Source organism: Polaromonas sp. P2_G11, from assembly GCF_056403595.1.
The window spans coordinates 366520-393481 of sequence record NZ_JBFUFE010000006.1 but is presented as its reverse complement, the minus strand read 5'-3'; the positions used below and the strand labels follow the sequence as shown (position 1 = coordinate 393481).

The following is a 26962-nucleotide window of genomic DNA, read 5'->3' as shown; positions in this document are numbered from 1 at the left end:
CGCTAGGTCATTGATGCAAAAAGAAACAATTCGGGGCAAAAATCCAACAGGCGGCGCGCCGGAAGACACGCCCATGATGACGCAATACAAGCGCATCAAGGCGGAGTACCCCGACACCCTGGTTTTTTACCGCATGGGGGATTTCTACGAGGTCTTCTTTGCCGATGCGGAAAAGGCCTCCCGCCTGCTGGACATCACGCTGACACGGCGCGGCCAGTCCGCGGGCGAGCCGGTTGTCATGGCGGGCGTGCCCTTTCATTCGCTGGAAGGCTACCTGGCCAAGCTCATCAAGCTCGGCGAATCGGTAGCCATCTGCGAGCAGGTCGGCGACGTCGCCACCAGCAAAGGCCCCGTGGAGCGCAAAGTGGTGCGCGTGGTCACGCCCGGCACACTGACCGACACCGAACTGCTGAGCGACAAGACCGAATCCATCCTGCTGGCCGTGCACCAGGGCGCGCGCAACACCTGCGGCCTGGCCTGGCTCAGCGTGACGCAGGGCGAAATCCACCTGGCGCACTGCGCCAATGACGAACTGGAAGCCTGGCTGGCGCGCGTGGCGCCCAGCGAACTGCTTTACAACGTCGACGTAACGCCGGCCTTTGAGCAGCGCCTCAAAACCCAGCGCTGCGCCGCCAGCGCCCGCCCCGCATGGCAGTTTGATTCCGCCCTGGGCGCGCGCCGCCTGCTGGACCAGCTCAAGGTCGCCTCGCTCGCATCCTGGAATGCTGAAGCACTGAATGAGGCGCACGCCGCCGCCTCGGCACTGCTGGGCTACGCTGAACACACCCAGGGCCGGGCGCTGTCGCATGTGCAGGGCCTGCAGGTGGTGCGTTCGGGCGAGCTGATCGAGCTGCCGCAAACCACGCGCCGCAACCTGGAGCTCACGCAGACCCTGCGCGGCGAAGAATCGCCCACGCTGTTTTCGCTGCTGGACACCTGCACCACCGGCATGGGCAGCCGTGCACTGAAAAGCTGGCTGCTCACCCCGCGCCGTGACCGGGCACAGGCCGCCGACAGGCTGGATGCCATTACCCACCTGCGCAGCGGCTCCCAGCAAACCCTGCGCGCCAGGCTCAAGGGCTGCAGCGATGTGGAACGCATCACCGCCCGCATCGCGCTGCGCCAGGTGCGGCCGCGCGAGCTCGTGGCCCTGAAAGACACGCTACAAAAAACAGAGCTGGTTGCGCCCGCCAATATTGGGCTGCCGGCACTTTTAACCAAAATCTTTGAAGACCTGCAACCACCGGAAGGCTGCCGCGAACTGCTGGGCCGCTATGTGCTGGACGAGCCCGCCGCACTGATACGCGACGGCGGCGTCATCAACCACGGCTGCGATGCAGACCTGGACGAATTGCGCGCCATCCAGACCAACTGCGACGATTTCCTGCTGGACCTGGAAGGCCGCGAAAAAGCCCGCACCGGCATCGCCAACCTGCGTGTGCAGTTCAACAAGGTGCACGGCTTCTACATTGAAGTCACCCAAGGCCAACTCGACAAGGTGCCCGACGACTACCGCCGCCGCCAGACACTGAAAAATGCCGAGCGCTACATCACGCCCGAACTCAAAGCCTTTGAAGACAAAGCCCTGTCGGCGCAGGAGCGCGCATTGGCGCGCGAGAAGTGGCTGTATGAACAGCTGCTCGATCAGTTGCAGGACTTCATTCCCGCGCTGAGCCGCCTGGCGCGCGCCCTCGCCTCACTCGACGCGCTGTGCGCATTGGCCGAACGCTCACTCACCCTCAACTGGGCCGCGCCGGTGTTCGTACGCGAACCCTGCATTGACATCAGCCAGGGCCGCCACCCTGTCGTCGAAGCGCGCCTGGCTGAGACGGGCGGCGGCGCCTTCATCGCCAACGATTCCGTCATGAGCGGCAAGCACCGCATGCAGGTCATCACCGGCCCCAACATGGGCGGCAAGTCGACCTACATGCGCCAGGTGGCGCTGATCGTGCTGCTGGCCAGCGTGGGCTCGTATGTGCCGGCGGCCAGCTGCCGGCTCGGGCCCATAGATGCCATCCACACCCGCATAGGCGCAGCCGATGACGTGGCCAACGCGCAATCGACCTTCATGCTGGAAATGACCGAGGCCGCGCAGATCCTGCACGCCGCCACACCGCATTCGCTGGTACTGATGGACGAAATCGGCCGCGGCACCTCGACATTCGACGGACTGGCGCTGGCCGGCGGCATTGCCGCCTACCTGCACAACAAGACCCAGGCCTTCACGCTGTTTGCCACACATTACTTTGAGCTCACCGAATTCCCGGCGCAGCACCACGGCGCCATCAACGTGCATGTGAGCGCAGTCGAGTCCGGCGCCGACATCGTGTTTTTGCACCACATAGAGCCCGGCCCTGCCAGCAAAAGCTACGGGATTGCCGTGGCCAAGCTGGCCGGCGTGCCCGCGGCCGTCGTCAACCATGCCCGCCATGCGCTCACCGCGCTGGAAGCCCACCAGACGGAAGCACGCGCCCAGGTCGACCTGTTCGCCGCCCCACCCGAAGCCGCCGCGCCCGAACAAAGTGCCGTGGACAAGGCATTGGGTACCATAGACCCCGATGCACTGAGTCCGCGCGAGGCGCTGGACGCCCTGTACCGCCTGAAAAAGATCTCTACCTCCCCGTGACCCAGCGCAACCCGACCGCCCCCACACTTCCAAGCCACCAAAGCCACCTCATGACTTACTGCGTCGCCGCCAAACTCAACGCCGGGCTGGTGTTCCTGTCAGACTCCCGCACCAACGCGGGCCTGGACCACATCAGCACCTTCCGCAAAATGATCGTCTATGAAAAGCCGGGCGACCGTTTCATGGTGCTGCTGTCGGCCGGCAATCTGTCGATTTCCCAGTCGATCCGCGAGATCCTGCAGATCGAGCAGCTCAAGGACCACGACGGCGGAGAAGCCATCACGATCTGGAACGCCAAAAGCATGTTCGATGCCGCACGCGTGCTGGGCTCGGCAATACGCCGCGTCTACGACCGTGACGCCGAAGCACTGAAAAACGCCGACGTCGACTTCAACGTCTCGTTGGTCTTCGGCGGGCAGATCCGCGGCGAGAACATGCGCCTCTTCCAGATGTATTCGGCCGGCAACTTCATCGAAGCGACCGACGAGACACCTTACTTCCAGGTCGGCGAATCCAAGTACGGCAAACCCGTACTGGACCGCGTGCTCACCCCGGCCACGCCGCTGGCCGAAGCCGCCAAGTGTGTGCTGGTGTCCATGGACTCGACCATGAAGTCGAATCTCTCGGTTGGCCTGCCGCTGGATCTGGTGGTCTATGAGGCTGACACCTACCGGAGCGACAAGATCGTCTGCATCGACAACGACAACCCCTACTACCGCATGATGCACAGCAGCTGGGGCCAGAAGCTGCGCGAGGTGTTCGACAGCATCGAAGACCCGGTGTGGGACGACGCGCACACCGACATCCCGCTGAAGATGCCGGCCACCCGCCATGAGCCGTTGAAGAAGATCAGCACGCCTGACGAGAAACTGATTTAAGCCGTGCCCGCCAACGCAAAGCCGCTGGTCATTTTTTCCCACGGCAACAGCTTCCCCGCCAGCACCTACAGCGCGGTGTTCCAGAGCCTGAAAGCACGCGGCTTTCAGGTCAAGGCGATTGAAAAATTCGGCCACGACCCGCGCTACCCGGTCACCAGCAACTGGCCGCACCTGGTGCAGCAGTTGGCCGACTTCACGGCCCGCGAGGTTGAAAAATCCGGCCAGCCGGCTTTCCTGGTGGGCCATTCGCTGGGCGGCTTTTTAAGCCTGATGTGCGCTGCGCGCAACCCGGTGCTCGGCGGCCAGCCCGTCAAGGGCGTGGTGCTGGTCGACTCCCCCATCCTCGGCGGCTGGCGCGCCGCAGCGCTGAGCGTGGCCAAGCGAGCACAACTGGTGGGCTCCATATCCCCCGGTGCCATCAGCCGCAAACGCCGTCACCAATGGGTAGGCAAAGACGAGGTCTTTGAACACTTTCGCAGCAAGAAGGCATTTGCCGCCTGGGACGAGCAAGTGCTGCGCGACTACATCGAGCATGGCACCCACGACGATGCCGGCGAAGGCCAGCGCCTGCTGAGCTTCGACCGCGACGTCGAAACCGCGATCTACAACACGCTTCCCCACAACCTGGAAGGCCTGCTTAAACGCCACCCGCTGAAATGCCCTGTTGCCTTTATCGGCGGGCGGCAGTCGGCCGAGATGAAGCAGGTTGGGATGGCGATGACCGAAAAGGTGACGAAGGGGCGGATCATGATGCTGGATGGGAGTCATCTGTTTCCGATGGAGAAGCCATTGGCAACGGCGGCTGCGGTTGAGGCGGCTTTGAGGAATTTCCTCGAGTAGGCTGCTGTTGTTTCCGGCGGTGCGCCCTCTGCTGAGGGCGGCTGGCCGGGGGTTGCCCGGCCAGCAGCTCCTAGACGAAAGCGCCCAGTCGGAACACAAACCGGCCTCAAGGAACCGCTATCAATTCAATAGCTGCCAGCGCCCGTCCCTATTTCCCAAAAGGCCAAAAACCACCTAAAAGTGCAGATTTCAGCGATATTGACGCCGCGGGGACTTACCCTCAAGACTGCGGTTCAACATTCGCAACAGACTGGATAAACTAGCCCAGCACATCCGGCAGCCCCTGTGCCGCGCATCAGAACGATTCTCAGAGGAGGTTTCTCATGGCCCTGTCCTTTATCGTCACCCTTGCCGTGACCTTTCTAGCCTGGGCCGTTGCAGCGGTGCTGTCCCAAAGCATGGGCGACGCGATGACGCTGAGCGCATCCGTCTGGCTGGCCACGGGCGTCACCTTTGGCGCGCTGCTGGCCGTGAAGCCGCCCAAGCGCCCCGCCGTACTGGCGGGCGCCGCGCTGGCGGCCATCGCGCTGGCTTTGCTGGACGGCCTGGCCGTGTTGCCTGCCATCGCTTTTGGCCTGAACGAAGCCCTCTGCGCCAGCCTGGGCGCCTGGGTGGCGCGCCTGCTGCGCAGCACCGGGCCCGACGGCGGCATGGAGCCGGGCAAGGCTTACGCCGGCGTGCTGCTGGGCGCACTGCTGACCTCCGCGCTGGGTGCCAGCATCGGCGTGATGCTCTGGAGCTGGGCCCTGCCGGAGCCCGTTGTCCTGCTGACCGAATGGCGCGTGTGGACCTGCACCACCTTTGTCGGCATCTTGCTGATCGCGCCGCTCATCACTGCGTTTTCCGGCTTCAAGGTCAAGCGCTCGGGCGGCATGGCCACCAGCCAGTTCCTGGCGGGCGCGGGCACCTTCCTGCTTTTCTTTGTGGTGGCGGGGCTGATCTTTTCAAGCGATGTGTCCGACCGGTTCAGCGCATCGCTGGGCCCCACCCTCACCTACCTGCCGCTGCCCTTCATGGTGGTGACCGCCATCCTCTGGAAAGAACGCGGCGCCACGGTGGCCACGCTCATCGGCGCGCTGGCCCTGGTCGCCTGGACCAACGCCGGCGGCGGCCCCTTCGCCGAAGTGGAAGGCTTTCCCGGCGAAGCGGTGATCGAGGTACAAGGTTATGTCGCCGTGATGGCGCTGCTGGTGGGCGTGGTCAATGCCCTGGGCGCCACCGCCGCACAGGCCCTGGCGCAGGCGCAGGACTGGCGCACCCGCTACCGCCAGGTGCTGGACTCCAACCGCACGGTGGTCGCCAATTTTGACGCCAGGACGGGCGCTGCCGAATGGGGCGAAGGTGCCAGCGAGTTGCTGCGCACCAACGCCAACGCACTGCTGACCGTGCAGGACTTCATCGCCCACGCCGACCCGCAAGAGCAGCCCGGACTGCAAGCCGACTGGCGCGACCTGACGCAGGGCCAGCGCGACCACGTGCTGTGGAAGAACACCCTGCGCTGGAGCGACGGCCGCGTGGCCAGCGTGAACGCGCGCCTGTCGGGTGTGCGCGGCGCCGACGGCAATGTCGAACAGGTTGCAGCGCTGCTGGAAGTCGAGGCCTGACGTGGCTCTGGACACTTCCAGCACCGCTTCCGCCGAGTCACCAGCGCCGGCCGTGGACAAGAAGACGCCGGCCGTTTTCCTCATTCACGGGCTGGGCGGCACGCAATACGATCTGGGCTCCATGCACAAGCGGCTGAAAAACGCCGGTTTTGTCACCCATTCGCTGACCCTGCCCGGCCACGGCACCACGCCCGAGGATTTGGTGAACGTGACCGCTGAGCAGTGGATGGATGCCGTCACCGCCAAATACCACGAGGTGGCCGCGCAGCACGACAACTTCCACATCATGGGCATGTGCATGGGCGCACTGCTGGCCACCGAGCTGGCCAAGCGGCAAAAGCACACGCGCGGCAAGCTGATCGCGCTGGCGCCGCCTATCTACATCGACGGGTGGGCCACCGCCTGGTACACACCGCTGCGCCACCTGATGTACCACCTGCCCGGCGTTGCAGCACGCATGAAGGTCGAGGAAGAAGACCCTTTCGGCATCAAGAACGAACAGCTGCGCGCCATCGTCAAGGCCAAATTTGCGCGCGGTGAAGCCTTTCATTACCGCTGGGTACCGCTGGCCTGCGTGCGGCAGGTAGACCGGCTTCGCGGCTGGGTGATGACCGGCCTGAAAGACATGGCCAGCGAAACCCTGGTGATCCATGCACGCGAGGACGAACTCACCAGCCTGAGCTCGGCCAACTACCTGGTCGAGCAGATAGGCGGCGCCAAAGCCCGCATGGTGGTGCTGGAAAACAGCTATCACATGATCTGCGTCGACAACGACCGCGAACAGGTTGCCCGCAACGTGCTGGAGTTTTTCGGCGCCAGCAGCGCGGCCTCACTGGGCATGGCGGTAGACGACCCGAAGATGAGCCCCGAAGCACTCATCGCCTTTGCGCAAGCGCTGCGTACCTCGCTGGAGGCCGGCGACTTCACCGGCATCTTTGCCAGGGGCGCTTCGGACATGGCATGGTTCCAGCCCGGCGCCAACCGCGCCAGCGGCGTTTACCGCGGCAACAAGGGTCTGCAAGCCATGCTGCCGTGGGCCGCTGCAGTGCGGTTCACGGCATTCGGGCAGCCGGTGTTCAATGCCGGCGTGGCGGTGGTGCCCGCTACGCTCACGGCCGGCGGCCTGATGTCGCAAGGTGTGCTGGCCTTTGCGGTGCGCTCGGGCCGGCTGCTCGATGCACGCTGGTTCCCTGATGACGTGGCGCTGGAAGACGCGCACTTTGGTGAACCTGTGGCCCCTGCCGGGCCCAGCGAAGCCGAGCGCGCTTTTGAAGCCGCCGGCATTGCGGTGAAGACGCTGGCCCAACCACCTGACAACGAAGCCCTGCTGGGCCTCTATGCCTTGTACAAACAGGCGACGCTGGGGGACGCGACCGGCGAACGCCCCGGCATGATGGACGTGACAGGCCGCGCCAAATACGATGCCTGGGCCCAGCGCAAGGGCATGACCCGCGAAGACGCGATGGCCGGCTACACAGCCCTAGTGGAAAAGCTCAGGTCCGCCTGAGCGTTCGTCCCTTCGCGGGGCTAATCCATCAGGTCGGCGGGTACCTTGCCGCCGTTGGCTGCCAGCTTGTTCATGACCTGCTTGTGCAGCCAGATGTTCATGGTCGCGCTGTCATTCATGTCACCCGTGTAACCCAGTTCCTTCGCCAGCTCCTTGCGCTCACCCAGGCTGCTGTCCAGGTGCAGGAGCTTCATCAGGTCGACGATAGAGGTCTTCCAGTTGAGTTTTTCCGGGTTCTTGCTGGCCATGCCGTTGAGCAGGGCTTCGACATCCACCTGCTGCATGGGCGGCGCTGCAGGCGCCGGGGCAGGCGCTGCGGGAGCCGTGTCAGCGGGAGCGGCAGCCACCGGCGGCGCGGCATCGGGCGTTTGCAGCGAGGGAAATATCTTGCCGAAAATTTTGCCGAGAATACTCATGGTGCGACCCTGCCTGAAGTTTAAAAATCCAGCGTAACACCAGGATGTGACAGCTTTTGTCAGACGTCACGCCAATCGCAGCTTGGGCAACGCATCGCTCAACGGGCTGGCGCACCCACGCGTTTCAGGCCCGCTTCACCCGCCCGCGCCGCCGCATCGGGCTGCCACACCACCTGATCGTCTACCGCATACAGCCAGCACTTCGATTTCGCCCTCGCACACTGCTGGAAGGTCGTCGCCATGGCTTCGGGCTCGCCGGCGTTGAAGTACCAGCCGCCCTTCTCCGTCACGGCAAAGGCTTTGGGAGACGGCAAGCTGCGGAAGTGGGCATAACGCGCCTTGCCGGCGTCGCTGAGCGGCACGGCCGCTGTGTCATCGGCCGCCGCAAAGCCGGAGGCCGGCGGCACCACGTAGTGATGCCCTTTGAAGCGCTGGGCGTGCGACAACAGCAAGGGCTGGCCCAGCTGCGCCGAGAGAAACTCGAACATGCGCGCATGTGATGCTTCCCGCGCTGCGGGGTTGCCGCCCACCGTGGCCTTGCCGGTTTTGGTGTTGCCCAGGCCTTCCATTTGTTTGACAGGCCCGGGGCCGTCAAAGCCGTGGTAGCTGCCGGGGTAAACCGTCAGTTCCACCGGCGAATTGGCTTTGTTCTTTTGCAGGCGCCCATGCAGGGTGACGCACTCCGGGGCCAGTGTCCAGTCGTCGAGCTCGCCGATCATGATCAGGAGCGGCACATGGACTTCATAGTTCCACATCCTGTTGTTCAGCAGGCAGCCAGGGTAAAAAGCCACGGCGGCGCGCGGCTGCATCTTCTGTGCCTGCACGTATTTGTCTGTGGCGTCGATAGTGCTGAGCACCGTCTGCGCGCCATGCGACCAGCCCAGGACCACAATGCGCGAAGCATCCACAGACGGCTGCTTCACCAGCCAGTCGATGGCGGCGAACACGTCCTCGCGGCGATCGCTTTCGTGAATGGTGCGGAGCTTGTTGGGTGTCTCGCAAATCGATTTCTGGCCACGCGGGGTGAAGCTGTCCAGCGCGAGGAAATGCATGCGCTCCGCGTTGAAGTACCCGCCATACCGGAAGAGCCGCTCGGCAAAATTGCCTTTACTGTCGAGCCCGCCGCCGCAGCCATGCAGGCCGATGATGACGGGCCGCGGATCCTTGTCGCCGGTGTCGAACCAGTAGCCGGGAATCTGCAGCTTGCCGTCCTGCGACGGGATAAATACCGGGCCACTCGCATGCGACAGCTGTGCCAGCAGCAAGCCCCAAAGAAGAACAGAAAAATACCGAAGCCAGGTCATGGCAGTCCCCTCCCCTGCGTCTCTTTTACCGGACGCTCAGTTTTTTACGCCGCCCAAACCACCAGCCCGCTCCACGCCGTGGCCAGCACCACAATGCCGAACGCGATGCGGTACCAGGCAAACGGCACAAAGCTGTTGGTCGAGATGTAGCGCAGCAGCCAGCGTACGCAAAGCCAGGCGCTGAAAAACGAAAACACCAGGCCTACCGCAAACATGGGCATGTCGGCAGCAGACAGCAGCGCCCGCTCCTTGTACAGGCTGTAGGCGCCGGCGCCAATCAGCGTCGGCATGGCCAGGAAAAACGAGAAGTCGGTCGCGGCCTTGCGCGACAGCCCCAGCAGCATGCCGCCGATGATGGTCGCACCGCTTCGGCTGGTGCCGGGAATCATCGCCAGGCATTGCACCAGGCCGACCTTCACCGCGTCCATCACGGTCATGTCCTCCACCTCCTGGATGCGCGCAGCCGCGGTGTTCTTTTGCTGCCGCTTTTCGGCCCAGAGGATGATGAAGCCGCCGATGATGAAAGTGCTGGCCACCACCACGGGCGTGAAAAGATGGGCCTTGATGGCTTTGCCGAACAGCAGGCCCAGCACCACGGCGGGCACAAAAGCCACCAGCACATTGAGCACAAACTGTTGCGCCTGTTTCTCGGTCGGCAGGGCTACGGCGGTCGCGCGGATCTTCTGCCAGTACACCAGGATCACCGCAAAAATGGCGCCAGTCTGGATCGCGATATCAAACACCTTGGCTTTTTCATCGTCAAATCCCAGCAGCGCACCGGCCAATATCAGGTGCCCTGTCGAGGAGATCGGCAGGAATTCAGTCAGGCCCTCGACGATGCCCATGACGGCGGCTTTGATCAACAGTGCAATATCCACGCGGTCTCCAGAAAATGAAAGATTATGGCCCCCACGGTCGCTCACTTCGTGTAGCTCCCTGCCCCCCAAGGGGGCCGCTGCGCCTGCGGCCCGGCAAAGCCGAGAATTGGCACACCCCTATCGGGCTCACTCCGTGTAGCCCTTTTCCCCTTGCAGGGGACTGTGCCTGCGGCCCGGCAAAGCCGGTTCCGCGGCTCATGCTGGGTTGGAGAATTCTGTGGGTGCAACAAGTGGTGGAGGTATTCCACCAGTGGGGGCCGAGGGTCCGGCTTTGCCGGCCCCAGGCGCCGTCTCCTTGAGGGGAGAACAGGCTACACGCAGTGAGTCTGGACAGGGGTGGTATTTCTGTGCACAATTTGTTACCCCTTCCGCCAGTCGCCACAGCCATGCAACTGACACCGCTGATCGCCATTCATCTGTTTGCTGCCAGCACCGCCATCGTCATTGGGCCCGTCGCGCTGTGGGCGCGTAAAGGGCGCTTGCAGCGGCCCAAGCTGCACCGGGCTTTTGGTTATGCCTTCGTGACGATGATGCTGGTCACCGCCGCGACGGCAGTTTTCATCCGCGACTATGACTATCCCAATATCGCCGGCTACACACCCATCCACCTGCTGGTGCCCTTCACACTGCTCAGCCTGACCGGCGCGTTCTGGCATTTGAGCCGCGGCAACATTGCGGGCCACCGCCGCGCCATGCAGTCCCTCTACATTGGCGCATGCCTGGTGGCAGGCGTGTTCACGCTGATGCCCGACCGCTACCTGGGCAAGATGCTGTGGGCGCAGCTCGGCCTGCTGTGACTTTCCACATCGCCCGGAAAAGCTGCAGCATTTTTTGACGAGCCCGTGGCAGGACGGTCCGTGCACGGAGTCCGGTGAAAATCCCTCAGACGCACACAATGCCCCACCCGGGCGCCCAGAAAACGAAGGAACACCCATGCACCGTTATGTCCTGAGCGGCCTGTTGCTGCTCGCCGCCACCTGCGTGCAGGCCGGCATGGGATTCACCGAACTGCCCGGCCTGCAGGACGATGGCCCCGTCAGCGTTTTTTACCCTTCCGCCGGTGAAGACCGGCAGGCCCAGTTCGGCTCCTATTCCCTCAAACTTGATCGCGGTGGCCAACCCGTGCGCGGCAACACGCGCCTCGTGGTGATCTCGCACGGCTCGGGCGGCTCGCCCTGGACGTACACCGACCTGGCGCGCCGCCTGGTCGAAGACGGCTTCGTCGTTGCGTTTCCCCTGCACCGCGGCGACAACGCCATGGACCCGTCTACCCCCGGACCCGACAGCTGGAAGCAGCGGCCCGCCGAGGTCTCCCGCGCCATTGACGCGGTAGCGCGTGACCAGCGCCTTGCACCGCTCCTGTCGCTGGACAAGGTCGGCATGTACGGCATGTCGGCCGGCGGCCATACCGCCCTGACGCTCGCCGGCGGCCGCTGGTCCCCGGCGCTGCTGGCCCGGCATTGCGAGGCCAACATTGCCGAGGACTTTCACACCTGCGTCGGGCTGACCACCCGGCTCACGGGGGGCATGCTGGACGGCCTGAAAAAATCGGTGGCGCTGGCAGTGATCCGCCAAAGATTCAGCGACGCAGGCTGGCAAACCCACACCGATCCGCGCATTCGCGCCGTGGTTGCCGGCGTTCCGCTGGCCGCCGATTTCGACATGGCCTCGCTGGCCGCACCGCCCGTGCCGCTCGGACTGGTGACCGCCCGGCAAGACCGCTGGCTGGTGCCCCGTTTTCACAGCGACGTGGTGCTTGCGGCCTGCAAGCGCTGCGAACACCTGGCCGACCTGCCCACCGGCGGCCACGGTGCGCTGCTGTCGCCGCCGCCACCGGCCGATGCCATGTCAGCCCTGGCCAAAGACCTGCTGCTGGACCCGCCCGGCTTTGACCGCAGCGAGCTTCCCCAGGTGGACCAGAAGATCAGCAGCTTCCTGCGCAGGCACCTGCTTCCCTGAATTCCCCGGCGATGGGTTTGTGAGACGGGCCACAGGCACGCCTGGCGATCACGCATCGAAGTGAACCAAAATGAGCCTTTCAGGTGCATTTTTGAGTCAGAAACGAACCAATAAGAATCATTAGTAAAACTTATCTACTCGTACATTCATTCGCTGATGGGTGAACCCTACTACCGCTTCATGAAGGTGAAATATACATTCAGTTACACCAACATTACCACCAAGGTTCTCACGATGAACAGCTTCGCATCCCGCCGCCATACCCTGGTCGGCCTGACCGCCATTGCCGTAGCCGGCGCCCTGCTCTCGGGCTGTGACAACCCGCCAGACACCATCAAGATCGGTGTTGCCCAGCCCCTGTCGGGAAACCTCGCCGCGCTCGGCCAGGACTTGCACAACGGCGTGAAGATGGCCGTGGACGAGATCAACAAGGAGGGCTTCCAGATCAAGGGCAAGACGGTCAAGATTGAAATCGTGGCCATGGACGACCGGTCTGATCCAAAAACCGGTGTGGAAGTCGCGCAGCAGCTCGTCGACGCCGGCGTGGTCGCCGTGATCGGCAACCTCAATTCGGGCGTCAGCATCCCGGCCGCACCGGTCTATGCCGCCAAAAACATTCCCCAGCTGGCCATCTCGACCAACCCCAAGTTCACCGAGCTGGGCCTGGCCACCACCTTCCGCCTGGTCGCCAACGACAACCTGCAGGCCCGCGCGATCGGCTCCTTTGCCGCCAACCAGCTCAGCGCCAGCAAGTTCGCCATCGTCGATGACGGCACCACCTACGGCAAGGGCCTGGCCGCCGGTGCGGCCGTCGAGCTGAAGAAAGCCGGCAAGGCAGTAGTGGTCACCTATTCATCCGACGACAAGACCACCAAGTTTGACGAGCTGGCCGGCAAGATCAAGGACGGCAATGTCGAAGTGGTCGTGTCCACGCAAGGCGACTTCCAGATCCTCGCGCTGATTGATGCCCTCAAGAAGATCGACTACAACCAGCAGATCAGCATCCTGGGCGGCGACACCATCAAGACGACCGACATGCTCAAGGGCAGCGACACAGTCAAGGGAATCTACGCTACTTCGCCCATCCTGGACGCCAAGGAATTCGTCAACGGCAAGGCCTTCCTGAGCAAGTACCAGGAAACCTTCAAAAGGGAGCCGGCTTACGGCGGCCACTACACCTACGACGCGATGTACATCCTGGCCGGCGCCATGCGGCGCGCCAACTCGGTCAAGCCTGAAAAGATCACCGAAACCCTGCGCACCTTTGACGGCTACGCGCCGATTACCGGCTCCATGAAGTGGGACTCGGTGGGCGAGCAGCGTTACGGCGTGGTCGGCGTTTACTCGATCCGCAAGGGTGTTTGGGATCTGCAGCTGCGCTCCGACCGCTGGTAGGCTAAGCTTTCGGTCGTCATGACCGAGCCCACTTCATTCCCTGGCGCACCCCCTGGCGCATCTTCCGGCACGGCGCCTGCCCGCCACCACGCCACGCCCGCCGAAGTCCTGGACTTCTGGCTGGGCGACGGTGTCGAAAAAGACTGGCCCACGCAAGACCTTGGCAAACGCTGGTTTGGCGGTGGCGCCGAACTCGACGAAGACATCCGCACGCGCTTCGGCCATGCGGTCGAGGCAGCCGTGGACGGCGGCCTGCAAGGCTGGGCGCAACCGCCCCTTCACCGCCTGGCGCTGGTCATCCTTTTGGACCAATTCACACGCAATGTCTTTCGCGGCTCCGGCAAGGCCTTTGCCGGCGACGCGCGAGCCCAGCAACTGGTGCTGGAAGCGCTGGCCGCCCAAACCGACCTGCAGCTGCCCTGGGCCGGGCGCATCTTTTTGTACATGCCGCTGATGCATGCCGAGAGCCTGGCGCTGCAGGATGAATGCGTGGCGCGCTTCACCCGGCTGGTGGACGACGCGCCCGATTCACTCAAGCAGCGCCTGCGCGGCAATCTTGACTTCGCCCACCAGCACCGGGACATCGTCGCCCGCTTCGGACGCTTCCCCTACCGCAACGCGGCGCTGAGGCGTACCGATACGCCCGAGGAAACCGACTTTCTCCTCAAGGGCCCGCGCTTCGGGCAGTGAGGTTCCCCCTGTCCAGGCTCACTGCGTGTAGCCTGTTCTCCCCTCAAGGGGACGGCGCCTGCGGCCCGGCAAAGCCGGTTCCGCGGCCCCCGCTGGTGAATACGCCGAAGAACCGGCTCTGCGGGAGTTATGCATCAAATCGGCCTCCAGCCCAAGTGGAACTTGCGCAAGCAGCTACTAATTTGATAGCAAGCAACAGTAGGCCTCATCTTTCCTGCTTTTGAATCCATAGCCTTGGCTACGCCGTACTAGCAACGGGACGTCCGGCGCCACATCGCCAACAACAAGGGCGGACGTCCGGTACACGCCGGCCAGCCTGGCCGGTTCACAAAAACCCAGGAGTTCAATAATGACTTTACGCACAGCCACCGCCTCAGCTTCAGTTCTGCTCGTGTCCCTGCTCGCCGCCTGCGGCAGCATGTCGCCCATAATGCCCACCTACTCGCAGGCCGGCCTGCCGGCTGCCGTGCAGGTGCCGGCCGGCAACAAGGTCGCGATGGAGACCGTCGGCGAGGGCGACATCACCTACCAGTGCAATGCCAAAAAAGACATGGCCGGCCAGTTTGAATGGGTCTTTGTCGGGCCCGACGCGAAGCTCAATGACCGCAGTGGCAAGCAGGTCGGCAAATACTACGGCCCGCCGGCCACCTGGGAAAGCATGGACGGCTCCAAACTGACGGCGACGCAAATCGCGGTGGCCCCAGGCGGCATGGGCAACATCCCTTTGCAACTCGTCAAGGGCAATCCGGCCATGGGCAGCGGCGCCATGAGCGGCGTGACCTACATCCAGCGCGTGGACACCCAGGGCGGCGTTGCGCCCGCCATGCCTTGCGCCGCCGGCAACATGGGCGCCAAACAGGTCGTGAAGTACCAGGCCGGCTACATCTTCTACAAGGCGATGTAAGCGCAGGAAGGCGCAGGGAGGTTCGCACAGGCACTTCCCCGCGCCCGATACCCTTCACCCGCATCTCCCAGGGTGAGCCGCCAGCTCTGAAGTCAGGCGGGGCTGGTCTTACGCCCGCAGGCTTGCCGCAAGGCCGGCGCTGTGGGCTTTTTTACGGGCGGTTGGCTGCCGCTTGGGCTTGTTGCCTGACTGTCTTTTTGGCGTATCGCCTGAGCTGTCGCATTTGCCCGCAAACGGTCCGGCAAGGCGCTGGCAATGAGGCTGCGCGGCGTCCTACAGATGTTTACATTTCAGCGGGCTTTACTGGCAAGCAGGCAAAACAACAACCCGAGGAGCCTTCATGAAAAGCACACACAACACCTTTTGGGCCTACAGCAAGAGCGTTGCCGTCACGCTGGCCATGGTTACCGGCACTGCCGCGCTGATCACCGCCTGCTCCGGTGTCGCGCCGCTTCCCAAGGAATACACGCAGGACCCGCTGGACGCATCGGTCAAGGTGCCGCCCGGGCATGTTGTGGCGCTTGAAACCACCGCCAGCGGCCTGCTTCATTACGAGTGCAAGGCCAACGCCGACACGGCTGGCACCATCGGCTGGGTTCTCGTGAGGCCCGAGGCTGACCTGCTGGACCGCACCGGCAAAACCGTCGCGAAATATTCCGGCCCGCCTGCCACCTGGACGCACATCGACGGCTCCAGCGTCGTCGGCACGCAGGTGGCGCTGGCGCCCCGCATAGGCGCCACCAACCTGCCGAACCAGCTTTCCACCGGTGCATCGGGCGCCACGCCTGGCGTCCTGCAAAACATCACCTACATCCAGCGCATCAAGACCAAGGGCGGGCAAGACCTGAGCAAGGCCTGCACGCAATCCGACCTCGGCGACAAGCTGACAACGTCTTACCAGGCCGACTATATTTTCTGGAAAGCCTCTTGAAGCAGAGCGGCAATGGACCCCAAAAGCCCGCAGGCCCTTGGTCTGCGGGCTTTTTTTCTGGCGTGGGCAGAATCAACCTGCTACTGAATTTATAGCTTCTCGCGCTTATTCTTATTGGGCTACAGCCAGATTTGGCACTGGGATGGAGCTGCCTCACGACATCGGCATGGGCACCGGCATGGAATACCGGCTGGACGCTTCCAATGCGCCATGACCCTACCCCGTCAAACCTGCCGACCTTTGCCCGCACCCATTCCCTTCAGCGTCCTACAGCGGGCCTGGCTCATTGTGTTTTACTGGTGCCTGAGACCATCGCCCCTCACCTGGAACCTGCCGTGAACACCAAAGCCTCTCGCGCTCCCTGCTTCGCCCTGCTGCGAAGCGTGCTCATGGTCACCGGCGCAGTGGGGGTGCTTGGCGCCTGCAGCGTGCGCCTGCCCAACCCCTACAACGCCCAGCAGACCCTGCCTGAAGCCATACGCGTGCCGGCGGGCCACAAGGCCGTGCTGGAAGCCCAGGGCAAGGGCGACCTCCTGTATGAGTGCCAGGCCATCAAACGTGCGCCCTATGAATACGCCTGGCTGCTCCAGTCACCGGGGCTGCGGCTGCAGGACAGCAATGGCCAGACCGTCACGTACTACCCGGGCCTGCGCTCGCGCTGGGTGCACAGCGACGGCTCCAAAGTCACCGCGAAGGAGTTGGTAGAAGTGTCCGCTGACCGTAGCGGCCTTCCGCTGCAGCGAGCCATGGTGAGCCCTTCAGAAACCCCGGGTGCGCTCGCGAGCGTCAGCTACATCCAAAGCCGCAGAACCGCGGGCGGGGTGGTGGCGAGCCCGCCCTGCACATCCGCCAGCCTGGGCATGCGGGTGTCGGTGCCTTACGAGGCGGACTATGTTTTCTGGGGCCCGGCCGGCTGATCTTTCGGCGCCCGGCAAAAAGCCCGCATGAAGCGGGCTTTTTGCTTTTTGCTGTTGCAAGGCGGCTAACCCTGGCGACCCAGGTCAGACCGGGTTAGCCCGCAACGCAGGCTTAGCGCCTGTAATACCCCGGCCCATAACCCGGAGGGGGCGCCTGCACGTAGTAACCGCCGTGGTGCCTGTGGCCGTGCCTGGGGCCGTAGTACACCGGCTGCGGTGCGTAGTACACAGGCGCAGGCCTCACGTACACAGGACGCGGCTGGTAATACACCGGGGCAGGCTGGTAGTACACCGGGGCGGGCTGCACATACACGGGCTGCTGGTACACCGGGTAGCCGTTGGTCACGCCCACCGCTATACCGGGAGCGGCTACGCCCACAGAAAAGGTCACGTTGTCACGGGCCTGGGCAGCACCGGCAAAGCCGAAAGCGGCCAGTGCCAGCGCGGCTGTGGCGCCTGCCACGGCGACGGAGCGGTTTGCCTTGATTGCTGTCTTCATATGATCTCCTTAACAGGGCAGGAAATGCCCATGTGTTTATTAAACGCGCCACCCCCGTAACGGCGTACCGCATGCACAGTGAAGAGCGTAGCCAAACGTAACCCCCTAAAATCACTCAATGACCACCCACGCCCCTGCCTCCGCGCCCGCCGACAAAGAAACCCACAAGCCCAGCAACTTCCTGCGCCAAATCATCGAAAAAGACTTGGCCGAAGGCACTTATGCCAGCCGCCGCTGGGGCGGCAGCCCCGGGGACGCCGCCCACCACGCTGGGGGCCAGCCCGACCCGGCCAAGGTACGCTTGCGCTTTCCGCCCGAGCCCAACGGCTACTTACATGTGGGCCACGCCAAAAGCATTTGCCTGAACTTCGGCCTGGCGCGCGACTACGGCGGCGTATGCCACCTGCGCTTTGACGACACCAACCCCGAAAAAGAAGACACCGAATACGTCGACAGCATCATCGAAGCCGTCAGGTGGCTGGGCTATGACTGGGCGCAGATCGGCAATGGCAAAGGGGGCGACAAGCCCTACCAGGCCAGCGACTACTTTGACTTCATGTACCGCGCAGCCGAGTATTTGATTGAAAGCGGCAACGCCTACGTTGACGAACAAACCGCCGAAGAAATGCGCCACAACCGCGGCGACTTTGGCCACCCCGGCACCAACAGCCCCTTCCGCGGCCGCACACCCGCTGAGAACCTGGCGCGCTTTCGCGAGATGCGAGACGGCAAGCTGCCCGACGGCGCCGCCGTGCTGCGCGCCAAGATCGACATGGCCTCGCCCAACATCAACATGCGCGACCCGGCCATTTACCGCATACGCCGCGCACACCACCACAACACCGGCGACAAATGGTGCATCTACCCCATGTACACCTTCGCCCACCCGGTCGAAGACGCACTTGAGCAGATCACCCACAGCATCTGCACGCTCGAGTTTGAAGACCAGCGCCCGTTTTACGATTGGCTGCTCGACCGTTTGGCCGAAGGCAAACTCATTGCCACACCGCACCCGCGCCAGTACGAATTTGCGCGCCTCAACCTCACCTACGTGCTCACCAGCAAACGCAAGCTCGCCCAGCTGGTGACTGAAAAGCGCGTGAGCGGCTGGGACGACCCCCGCATGCCAACAATAGTCGGCCTGCGCCGCCGCGGCTACACGCCCGAATCACTGCAACTCTTTGCCGAACGCATCGGCGTCACCAAGAGCGACAGCTGGATCGACTACAGCACGCTCGAAGGTTCCTTGCGCGACACGCTCGACCCGATTGCACCGCGTGCCATGGCCGTGCTTGATCCGGTCAAGCTGGTGCTGACCAATTGGGATGAAATCATGGGCGCAGGAAAGCTTGACGACTGCAGCGCACCCGTGCACCCGCACCATGAAGACATGGGCAAACGCCAGTTCAAGATCGGCAAGGAAGTCTGGATTGAACGCACCGACTACGAAGAGACTCCCCCCAAAGGTTTCTTCCGCCTCTTCCCGCCGCACATCAACGCCAGCAAGCAGGCGATTGCCGGCAGCAAGGTCCGCCTCAAATATGGCCACGTCATCGAATGCACAGGCGCAGTGAAAGACGCCAACGGCAAGGTCACCGAAGTGCACGCCACCCTGATCCCCGACACCAAGAGCGGCACCCCCGGCTCCGACGCCATCAAGGTCAAGGGCGTGATCACCTGGGTGGGTGTGAACGATGCGGTGCAGGCCGAAGTGCGCCTTTATGACCGCCTCTTCACCACCGAACACCCCGGCACCGGCGACAAGGATTTCCACGACGAGCTGAACCCCGACAGCCTCAAGGCCGTGACGGCGTATGTTGAGCCATCACTGACGAATGTGCCCGCCGGTACGCGCTTTCAGTTTGAGCGGCATGGGTACTTTGTGACGGACCTGGTGGATCACTCTGCCAGTAAAGCCGTATTCAATCGGGTCACGGGCATGAAGGATAACTGGGCCAAATAGCCTGGCAAGCCGATGGACGCCGCTCAAACCGAAGCACAAACTAAAAATAGCGTCCACAGAACAATTCGAATTACGAGGGAGAATATTTTGAAAATCTGGTTGCATGCCGTGCGCAGCACGATGTTGATGGGCACGCTCGCTCTGTGCGCACTGGCCGCGCAGTCCCAGCCGACGCCTGCTACCCAGGGTCCGAACGAAGGCGTCAAGGAAGTGCGGATTTCATCCGACAAATTCGAGCGCCAGGCGGCCCTGCCCAGTTGGGTCGAACCCATCACCAACCTGCCTGCCACGCAAAGCAAGGCACCAGTGGTAACCATACTGGCGGACACGCAATTCATGGTGGCCGCACAATCCACCAGCTTTGTACACCGGGCCTGGCTGGCCAACACCAATGCCCCGTTGCAGTCGCTGGGCACGATGGCCGTGTCCTTCAACCCCGAATACCAGAGAGCCAAGCTCCATATCCTGCGCATTCACCGCGCAGGCCAGGTTCTTGACAAGCTCGCCACGGCCGAAATCCGCTTCCTTCAGCAGGAAACCGGCCTCGACATGGGCGCCTATAACGGCGAAACCACCGCATCCATCCTGGTTGAGGACCTGCGCGTCGGCGACATACTGGAGATCGCCTACTCCACCATCGGAGCCAACCCGGTCATGGGCAACCGCTTCATTGACTACGCCAGCTGGGACCAGGGCGGCCCGGTTGACCGGCGCCGTGTCACGCTTAACTATCCTTCCGCGCGCAAGATCAATGTGCGTTTTTTGGGCGACCTGAACAAGGACTATCCAAAGCCTGTCGAGTCAGTCAGCGGCGCGATGAAAAAACTCCGTTGGGAACAGCTCGCGCTGCCAGCCGTGGACTTTGAAGCTTCGGTTCCTTCCAGTTTTTATGTGGGCCGCTCCATGCAGTTCTCGGAGTTCCAGAGCTGGGCCGAGGTGTCGGACTGGGCCGACCAGCTGTTCCGTAGCACCGCACCCTTGCCTCCTGAAATCATGCAGGTAGTGCAAACGCTGGGCACCAAGCCCACCATGGACGAGCGCGTCTCCGGTGCACTGCAATGGGTGCAAAACGAAATCCGTTATTTCTCGGTGTCCCTGGGTGAAAGTTCGCACCGCCCCACGCAACCCGCGCTCACCCTGCAGCGCCGCTATGGCGACTGCAAGGACAAATCATTCATGCTGATCGAGATGCTGCGCGCGCTGGGCATCAAGGCACAGCCGGTGCTGGTGTCCACCCGCTTCCGCGACGGACTGACGAAGATGCTGCCTTCACCTTACGCTTTCGACCACGCCATCGTGCGCGCGGAAGTGGAAGGCAAAACCTATTTTCTCGACCCCACCCTGATCGGCCAAACCGGACGGCTGGACGCACTGGGCCAGCCGCATGAAGGCTCCGAGGTACTCGTTGTTCAACCCGGCAACAGCAGCTTCACCCGCATCAAGTCAGCTGATTACGCCGCGATCTCCCGCAACGAACTCACCGAAAAAATCACGCTGCCGAAATTTGGCGGCGACGGCACGCTCGAAAGCCAGAACCTCTGGTCGGGCTACAGCGCGGAAGTGCGCCGCATCCAGTTGGCCGCCTGGACGACCGAGCAGCGCGACAAGGTGTTTCGCGAGGTATATGAGCGGCTCTATCCCGGCATCCGTTTTTCGGCGCCGCTCCAGGTGCTCGACGACACCGTAAACAACGTCATAACCGTCAAAAACCTCTACATCATTCCCAACCTGGCCATCACGGCCACTGGCGAGTGGGGCGTGCGCTACAGCGCCAGCAACATGGCGGGCATGGTGGTCATGCCACCGTCAGTCAATCGCACCCAGCCGCTGTCCATGGAAGTCCTGCCGCGCAAGAACCGTTACTCGATCGAGATTGAATTCCCGCCTGAGGTGTCTGTGGTGCGTGACCCCCTCACGCGCTCCGTGCGCGACGACGCCTTTGACTACAAGGTCTCCAGCACCTTTCGCGGCAATCGGGCATCAACCTCCATCGAGCTGGCCGTACTGCAAACCCAGATCGAGGCGTCACGCGTGCCGGCCTATGCGGCCGCCCTGCGCCGCACCGGGGAGATCTTTTACCCCGTGGCAGTGGTGCGTAAAGACGATATCAAGTCATCCGGCCTGCTGGGCCTGGGGGCCAAAAACCTGCGCCAGACAATTGAGGACCGCCTGAAAGACCGCATCGGCAAGATCGGCAAAGGTATCGACAGCGGCCGGCTGAGCGGTGACGACCTGGCAAACGCCCTGTGCGAACGCGCCGAGGCACTCACAGACCTCGGCAAACCCGAAGAAGGCCTGAAAGACGCCCAGCTTGCCATCAAGGGCAGCCCCAACTTTTCGCGCGCCTATGCCTGCCGCGGCAATGTGTACTTTGGCCTGCAAGACTACCCCCGCAGCGTTGCCGACTACAGCAAGGCCATTTCACTCGGCGACGAAAGCGACCACGTGATGTACCGGCGCGGCCACGCACGTTTCTACGGCGGCCAGCTTGCGGCAGCGGCAGAAGACTTTGCCAAAGCAAGCCAGTCCAAACAGGCTGATGCCGACGCCGCACTTTATGCAGAGCTGTGGCGCGTATGGACACAAAAGCGGCTGGGCATCACGCCGGACGCCGCACAGCAAGCGCTTGCCAGGGCCAAGCCTGGCGGTGACTGGCCCCGCCCCGCCCTTGCCATGCTGCACGGCCTGATGACACCCGAACAGGCCCTGGCCACACTAGACAGCAAAAAGGGCGACGAACGCGACATGGCCCTTGTGGAAGGCTACTTCTATGTTGGCCAGAACTACTATGCCCAGGGCGACAAGACAAAAGCCGCCGAGTTTTTCAACAAGGCCCGCGAAAAAGGCGTCCTCCTCTACATCGAGCACGTCGCAGCGGGCCTGGAGCTGCAACAGATGGGTGTCGCCAAGCCCTAGGCCCACATATGCGCCCATCGCCCTATCCCAAGCGCCTGCGCAATTTTCTGGTGATGACGGGATGGGCGGCATCCCTGCTGGTACCGGCCACCGGTCATGCCCAGTTCGGCCGTTTCGAATTTAGCGACGCAGGCGATTTTTCAGAATCGGCCATCCTGCATGGTGTCAAGGCCACCCAGGCGCAATGCGCGGCCGCCGCCAACACCGTCTGGGCCGCCACGGCCAGCTCGGGCGCCGAATGCATCAAATACTGGAAGGCCGGTTTTGGCGACCAGCCCGTCAAACGCGCCATCGTGTTCTTTCATGGCGACGTCTTTGTGGGCGTAGGCAAGACCAGCAAAAACTACCTGGACTTGACCAACGCCCAGTTGCAAAACTTCGCCGACGGTTGGGCCAAAACACTCGGCATGCCCTACATCTACATGGGCCGCCCGGGCACCCACGGCTCATCAGGCGACCACATGCAGCGCAGGCGCATTGACGAATCACTCATCATCTCGGCCGCGTTAGACGAGATCAAGAAGCGCTACGGCATTGAAGAATGGGTCATCGCTGGACAAAGCGGCGGCGGCCACGTCACCTCGTCATTGATCACCGAGCGCTCGGACATCGTGTGCGCCATCCCCACCTCAGCACCCTCCTCACCCCGCATCCGCTGGGAAATGATGGGCCGCAGCAAAGACACCACCAACTACGCCGACTCCTACGAGCCGTGGAAGTTTGTCGCCAAGGAAAAAACCAACCCCAAGCTGCGCGTGTTTGTGCTGGGCAACCCGAATGACAAAAACGTTTTCTGGACCTCGCAAACCGTAATGGCCGACGCATTGCAAAAAGCGCAGATTCCGGTTCAGGTGCTACAAGGCGAAGGCACCGGTCCGGATGCGCACGGGCTGTCGAATTCGTCGCGCATTGTGGCGGGGTGGTGTGCGAGGGATTTGGGGACGGAGGAGATGGTGGCGCGGGCGGGTAAGGGGCTTAAGGGGTAACTTCGCTATTACCGATAGAAGTACCATCTATGCCTATGCCGATCGCTTTACACACGACACTGATCCTCGATGCAGGAGTGGCACACACGGCGGATAGCAATAAGTCCATCGACGAGCTATGTCCCAGAAAGCTAAAGGCATGCCGACCTATGTTGAGTCTTACTAACCATAGGGTAGTAGGTCAGCCTTTGTTCAAATGGCATGGGTACTTTTCACAGGTTTAAATGACCACAACGCGGTTAAAACCGTATTCAATCGAACGACGAGCATGAAACACTCGCTACTAGCAAATGGCGATTTGCCTATATCTCGATCAAACCCGATCAGTTGGAAGCAGTCTGTCATCGTATGTAGCTAACGAACTCAAAGGTATCTCCAATGGCAACTGCAAAAAAAGATGGGCGAGGACTTGCTGACTTGCTCTTTCCCACTGCAACTGGTCAAGACGATTTTGCAGAGTCGATTCTTAACATCCCTCCAGAGCAAAGAAAGCTTCATACCGAAACTTACGACTTTGCAGTTCAGACAATTTTTGAAAAACTGCGCGATACGTCTATAGGTATTCCTGAGTTTCAACGTCGATATGTTTGGAGTGATTCGCAGGCATCTCGATTAATCGAGTCGCTAATTATTCAATGTCCGATTCCGGTCGTCTATTTGAATCAAGAGAAGGACGAAACGATGTCGGTAATTGACGGGAATCAACGTCTGACGTCAATAAATCGATATCTAAACAATGAGTTCGCGCTTAAAGGATTGACTGCTTATCCAGAGTTGGAGGGCAATAGGTTTTTCGAATTGGATGGCCGATTTCAACGGCACATCTTGAACAGAACGCTCAGATGCATAGTCATTCTGAAAGACACCCATCCGCAAGTTAAGTTCGATGTCTTCGAACGCTTAAATTCTGGCTCTGTAAAACTAAATCCTCAGGAGCTTCGCCACGGGCTTTATTTTGGTGACGCAATTCAGCTAGCGGCAAAAATTGTGCAATCCACGAAGTTTTTAGAGCTTCTGGACATAAAAATTGATAAGCGAATGAAGGCCGAAGAACTCGTGATGCGTTTCCTCGCTTTGAGTCAAGACTTCGAACACTACAAGAAGCCTTTGGCTGGTTTTATTAACGCTTTTGTCGATGCGAGGCGCTCCATGACACCTGAAGAAAGCTTGTCCCTTGAGGAGTTTTTCAATTCCACATTACTGAAAGTTCGAGATTTGTTCGGTGATTTGGCGTTCAAAATATTCTCGCGCACCAAAGTCGTCGAAAGCAAATTTAACGCTGCACTCTATGACGCAGAGATGGTCGCAGTAGCTCAACTGCAAGCAGAAAAGAAGAAACTCAATATTGCTGCCAAGACTGTGCAGGATCGCCTAGGCCAGCTATTTTCTGAAGACGAAGCCTTTCGCAGATCGATAAGTGTCGCCACTAGCGACGAGCAACAAGTACGCTTACGAGTGCAAAAAATCAAAAGTATCTTGGTTTGATCTCATGGCTTACAAGCAGAGTCGCGCCTTGCGCGAGTTCAAAGTTCATATCAAGGGATATAGGGATGTATTGGCCAAAGCCGATCGTCAAATTACAGAACCCATCATTCGCCAGTACGTGATTTCGGCAGCAGTATTCCTTGGTCATGGGTCATTTGAGAATTTCATAAAGGATCTTTTTGACATCTTCGCGCGATGCATCTCAACACCAGGCACTGAGTCCAAAAAGATTCCGCTTGATCTACGAATGTTTCTGGTTTCTCAGAATCTACAGCTAGAAAAACACTATGCAAATTATCAAGCCTCTGGGGACGAGCGCCGCCTTTTGCAAGGTCTTGGGTCGATGACAAAATCACCGAAGAAGGCTCTTCTTCAGGATACGGATCAGACCCCCGCAATTGCCGGCTCAGAGATTCTGCTAACCAAGTCCTATCCCTCCGCTGAGAACCTTGATAGAGTTTTTGCTCGCATAGGGATATCGAAGATATTTCACTCAACCAATGCTGTACTGAGAGCAGACAGCGCGCTCATACTAAAGGGATTTGCAGACAAACGTACGGAACTAGCACACAACGCAGTAATGCCAGGAACTAGCGCGAAAGACATTCGAGACGAACTTGCAAAGGTGGAAAAATTTGTGACCGCGATTGATCGAGTTATATACAAGCATGTAACCGACTTGATTGGCCAAGCGACGTGGTATTCCACGGCGACCTAGCGGATCGATTGATTGCTCAACTGAGACGCGTCGCTCCTCTCTTTAATTTGCGAATGACTTCCCCCAACTTCAGCCCCGCGGCAGACCGCAACAAGCAGCCCATCCTCGATGTCCTGCGCGAGATCTTGTCCGCGAGCGGCAACGCACTCGAAATCGCCTCAGGCACAGGCCAGCATGTCGCCTGGTTTGCCGCAGCCCTTCCGCAATGGACGTGGCAGCCCACTGATGCGATTCCTGCCTCCATGGACTCCATTGCAGCCTACGTAGCCGAGCGGGGCTTGGACAATGTGTGCCCTCCCCTCGTGCTCGACGTGATGGCGCCCGAGTGGCTGCCAGGCGATTCAAAGTTTGACCTGATCTACTGCGCCAACATGCTGCACATCTCGCCCTGGGCGACTTGCGCGGCGTTGATGCAGGGCGCTGCACGCTACCTGGCGCCGGGCGGCGTGCTGGTGACTTATGGGCCGTATCTGGAAGACGGTGTGCCTACGTCTGAAGGCAACCTCAACTTTGACCAGAGCCTGCGCGCGCAAGATCCCACTTGGGGCATCAGGCGCAGGGAAGATGTAGAGCTAGAAGCCGGGCAAGCCGGCCTGCAGTTGCAAGCCCGGCACGCCATGCCGGTCAACAACCTGCTGCTGGTCTGGGGAAAATCACAGCAGTCGGCAAAACATTAACCGCGCACTCGCCGGCGGAAAACTGAATTCGCTATTATTTCTATAGCTGCTCGCGCTTTCCCATCAAGGGCTGCAGCATCATTTCAAATAAATTCTCGTTCTAACCCGGTTAGCGTGGCGATCAGCGGCTTTTCTCAACCGGGTTGGCGGTCAACCAATTGGCCGGATAGGCCCGCATGAACTCCCTGGCCTTTTCCGTGCGGGCGCTGAGCCAGGCATCGTAGGCGCCTTCGTTCAGAATCGCCAGCATCCGTTTTTCGTTGCCGGGCTGCTGGTACCGGCTCATCAGGGCGTGGCTGTTGGCATTCACCGTGAGCAAGGTGTAGCTGACGATGACTTCGCCATCCGCGCCTGTCCAGCTCTCCCACAGGCCCGCCACACCCAGGGGTTGGCCATCTACCCGGGCAATGCGGGTGGGCACGGCCTTGCCGCTGCGCCAATCGTCTTCCATAAACGCCATCATGGGCACGATGCAGCGCTGCCCGGCCAGCCAGGCATCGCGGAAGTTGCTCGACGTGGTGACGGTTTCCGAGCGGGCATTGACCAGCTTGGTCGAACGCAGTTTGGCGTCTGAAGCCGACTTGACCCAGCGCGGCACCAGGCCAAACTGCCCGGTCACCAGCTCGTGCGAAAGCAGCGCTCGCGGGAGCTTTTCAGCGCCTGTGGGCTCGTCAACCTCTTCGGCTTCCCCAGCTTCTTCGGCTTCATCGACTTTTATCGCTCGGATAAAAACACCCGGCTTGCGCGGCCACACATTGCGTTCCACGGGCGAATCCGGGGCGGCCACGCCGAAGGCATCGGTATAAAGCGTCGCGGTTTTGATGCTCTCGTATTGGGTACTCATGCGGCGATGCTATCGCAGTGCCGCT

Annotated in this window: 23 protein-coding genes; 18 read left to right on the top strand and 5 right to left on the bottom strand. The window is 61.4% G+C overall.

The window, feature by feature from the left end; all coding sequences use genetic code 11:
* The first annotated feature begins 13 nt into the window (after positions 1-13).
* The 5 genes from mutS to AC1DWQ_RS21995 all read left to right on the top strand — a co-directional run bounded on the left by mutS (position 14) and on the right by AC1DWQ_RS21995 (position 7455).
* Positions 14-2626, top strand: coding sequence for a DNA mismatch repair protein MutS (gene mutS / locus AC1DWQ_RS22015; protein WP_477671549.1), 2613 nt, complete (start codon positions 14-16; stop codon positions 2624-2626).
* 50 nt (positions 2627-2676) lie between these two features.
* A complete protein-coding gene (locus AC1DWQ_RS22010) occupies positions 2677-3504 on the top strand; it encodes a proteasome-type protease (RefSeq protein ID WP_477671548.1) in 828 nt (275 codons plus the stop codon).
* Positions 3505-3507: 3 nt separating this feature from the next.
* Positions 3508-4344, top strand: a complete 837-nt coding sequence (locus tag AC1DWQ_RS22005; RefSeq protein ID WP_477671547.1) for an alpha/beta hydrolase — start codon at positions 3508-3510, stop codon at positions 4342-4344.
* Between the two features lie 323 nt (positions 4345-4667).
* Entirely contained in the window at positions 4668-5948 is a 1281-nt protein-coding gene (locus AC1DWQ_RS22000) for an MASE1 domain-containing protein (protein ID WP_477671546.1), read from the top strand.
* A gap of 1 nt (position 5949) precedes the next feature.
* The gene (locus AC1DWQ_RS21995) at positions 5950-7455 is read left to right on the top strand and encodes an acyl-CoA-binding protein (RefSeq protein WP_477671545.1); all 1506 of its coding nucleotides are present in this window, start codon (positions 5950-5952) and stop codon (positions 7453-7455) included.
* Between the two features lie 20 nt (positions 7456-7475).
* Here the strand turns inward: AC1DWQ_RS21995 and AC1DWQ_RS21990 are convergent, their stop codons facing one another.
* From AC1DWQ_RS21990 to AC1DWQ_RS21980, 3 genes are all read right to left on the bottom strand, one after another.
* Complete coding sequence (locus tag AC1DWQ_RS21990; protein WP_477666371.1) at positions 7476-7871, bottom strand: DUF3597 domain-containing protein; 396 nt, start codon at positions 7869-7871, stop codon at positions 7476-7478.
* 98 nt (positions 7872-7969) lie between these two features.
* Positions 7970-9175 carry a dienelactone hydrolase family protein gene (locus AC1DWQ_RS21985; RefSeq protein WP_477671544.1) on the bottom strand — a complete coding sequence of 402 codons (1206 nt, stop codon included), beginning with the start codon at positions 9173-9175 and terminating at the stop codon, positions 7970-7972.
* A 44-nt stretch (positions 9176-9219) separates the two neighbouring features.
* Positions 9220-10053, bottom strand: coding sequence for an undecaprenyl-diphosphate phosphatase (locus AC1DWQ_RS21980; RefSeq protein ID WP_457279124.1), 834 nt, complete (start codon positions 10051-10053; stop codon positions 9220-9222).
* A 386-nt stretch (positions 10054-10439) separates the two neighbouring features.
* Between AC1DWQ_RS21980 and AC1DWQ_RS21975 the strand changes: the two genes are divergently transcribed.
* The 7 genes from AC1DWQ_RS21975 to AC1DWQ_RS21945 all read left to right on the top strand — a co-directional run bounded on the left by AC1DWQ_RS21975 (position 10440) and on the right by AC1DWQ_RS21945 (position 16849).
* Positions 10440-10850, top strand: a complete 411-nt coding sequence (locus AC1DWQ_RS21975) for a DUF2306 domain-containing protein (protein WP_477671543.1) — start codon at positions 10440-10442, stop codon at positions 10848-10850.
* A gap of 136 nt (positions 10851-10986) precedes the next feature.
* The gene (locus AC1DWQ_RS21970; RefSeq protein ID WP_477671542.1) at positions 10987-12012 is read left to right on the top strand and encodes an alpha/beta hydrolase family protein; all 1026 of its coding nucleotides are present in this window, start codon (positions 10987-10989) and stop codon (positions 12010-12012) included.
* 234 nt (positions 12013-12246) lie between these two features.
* Entirely contained in the window at positions 12247-13407 is a 1161-nt protein-coding gene (locus tag AC1DWQ_RS21965) for a branched-chain amino acid ABC transporter substrate-binding protein (protein ID WP_477671625.1), read from the top strand.
* A gap of 18 nt (positions 13408-13425) precedes the next feature.
* Positions 13426-14097, top strand: a complete 672-nt coding sequence (locus tag AC1DWQ_RS21960; RefSeq protein WP_477671541.1) for a DUF924 family protein — start codon at positions 13426-13428, stop codon at positions 14095-14097.
* A 349-nt stretch (positions 14098-14446) separates the two neighbouring features.
* Positions 14447-15001, top strand: coding sequence for a DUF3455 domain-containing protein (locus AC1DWQ_RS21955; protein WP_477671540.1), 555 nt, complete (start codon positions 14447-14449; stop codon positions 14999-15001).
* 340 nt (positions 15002-15341) lie between these two features.
* A complete protein-coding gene (locus AC1DWQ_RS21950) occupies positions 15342-15932 on the top strand; it encodes a DUF3455 domain-containing protein (RefSeq protein ID WP_477671539.1) in 591 nt (196 codons plus the stop codon).
* 335 nt (positions 15933-16267) lie between these two features.
* Positions 16268-16849 carry a DUF3455 domain-containing protein gene (locus tag AC1DWQ_RS21945; RefSeq protein ID WP_477671538.1) on the top strand — a complete coding sequence of 194 codons (582 nt, stop codon included), beginning with the start codon at positions 16268-16270 and terminating at the stop codon, positions 16847-16849.
* A gap of 112 nt (positions 16850-16961) precedes the next feature.
* Here AC1DWQ_RS21945 and AC1DWQ_RS21940 read toward each other — a convergent pair whose 3' ends face one another.
* Positions 16962-17348, bottom strand: coding sequence for a hypothetical protein (locus tag AC1DWQ_RS21940; RefSeq protein ID WP_477671537.1), 387 nt, complete (start codon positions 17346-17348; stop codon positions 16962-16964).
* A gap of 118 nt (positions 17349-17466) precedes the next feature.
* On the opposite strand from AC1DWQ_RS21940, the gene AC1DWQ_RS21935 reads away from it, so the two are divergent.
* The 6 genes from AC1DWQ_RS21935 (at position 17467) to AC1DWQ_RS21910 (ending at position 26093) form a co-directional block, all read left to right on the top strand.
* Positions 17467-19311 (top strand): glutamine--tRNA ligase/YqeY domain fusion protein, encoded by a 1845-nt coding sequence (locus AC1DWQ_RS21935; protein WP_477671536.1) that lies wholly within the window; start codon positions 17467-17469, stop codon positions 19309-19311.
* Positions 19312-19398: 87 nt separating this feature from the next.
* Positions 19399-22227 carry a DUF3857 domain-containing protein gene (locus AC1DWQ_RS21930; protein ID WP_477671535.1) on the top strand — a complete coding sequence of 943 codons (2829 nt, stop codon included), beginning with the start codon at positions 19399-19401 and terminating at the stop codon, positions 22225-22227.
* Positions 22228-22235: 8 nt separating this feature from the next.
* A complete protein-coding gene (locus tag AC1DWQ_RS21925; protein WP_477671534.1) occupies positions 22236-23213 on the top strand; it encodes an alpha/beta hydrolase family protein in 978 nt (325 codons plus the stop codon).
* Positions 23214-23591: 378 nt separating this feature from the next.
* Positions 23592-24698, top strand: coding sequence for a GmrSD restriction endonuclease domain-containing protein (locus tag AC1DWQ_RS21920; protein WP_477671533.1), 1107 nt, complete (start codon positions 23592-23594; stop codon positions 24696-24698).
* A gap of 4 nt (positions 24699-24702) precedes the next feature.
* Positions 24703-25416, top strand: coding sequence for a HEPN domain-containing protein (locus AC1DWQ_RS21915; RefSeq protein ID WP_477671532.1), 714 nt, complete (start codon positions 24703-24705; stop codon positions 25414-25416).
* Positions 25417-25469: 53 nt separating this feature from the next.
* Positions 25470-26093 (top strand): DUF938 domain-containing protein, encoded by a 624-nt coding sequence (locus tag AC1DWQ_RS21910; RefSeq protein WP_477671531.1) that lies wholly within the window; start codon positions 25470-25472, stop codon positions 26091-26093.
* 121 nt (positions 26094-26214) lie between these two features.
* On the opposite strand, the gene AC1DWQ_RS21905 is transcribed toward AC1DWQ_RS21910, so the two are convergent.
* Positions 26215-26937 (bottom strand): SOS response-associated peptidase, encoded by a 723-nt coding sequence (locus AC1DWQ_RS21905; RefSeq protein ID WP_477671530.1) that lies wholly within the window; start codon positions 26935-26937, stop codon positions 26215-26217.
* Positions 26938-26962: the final 25 nt, after the last annotated feature.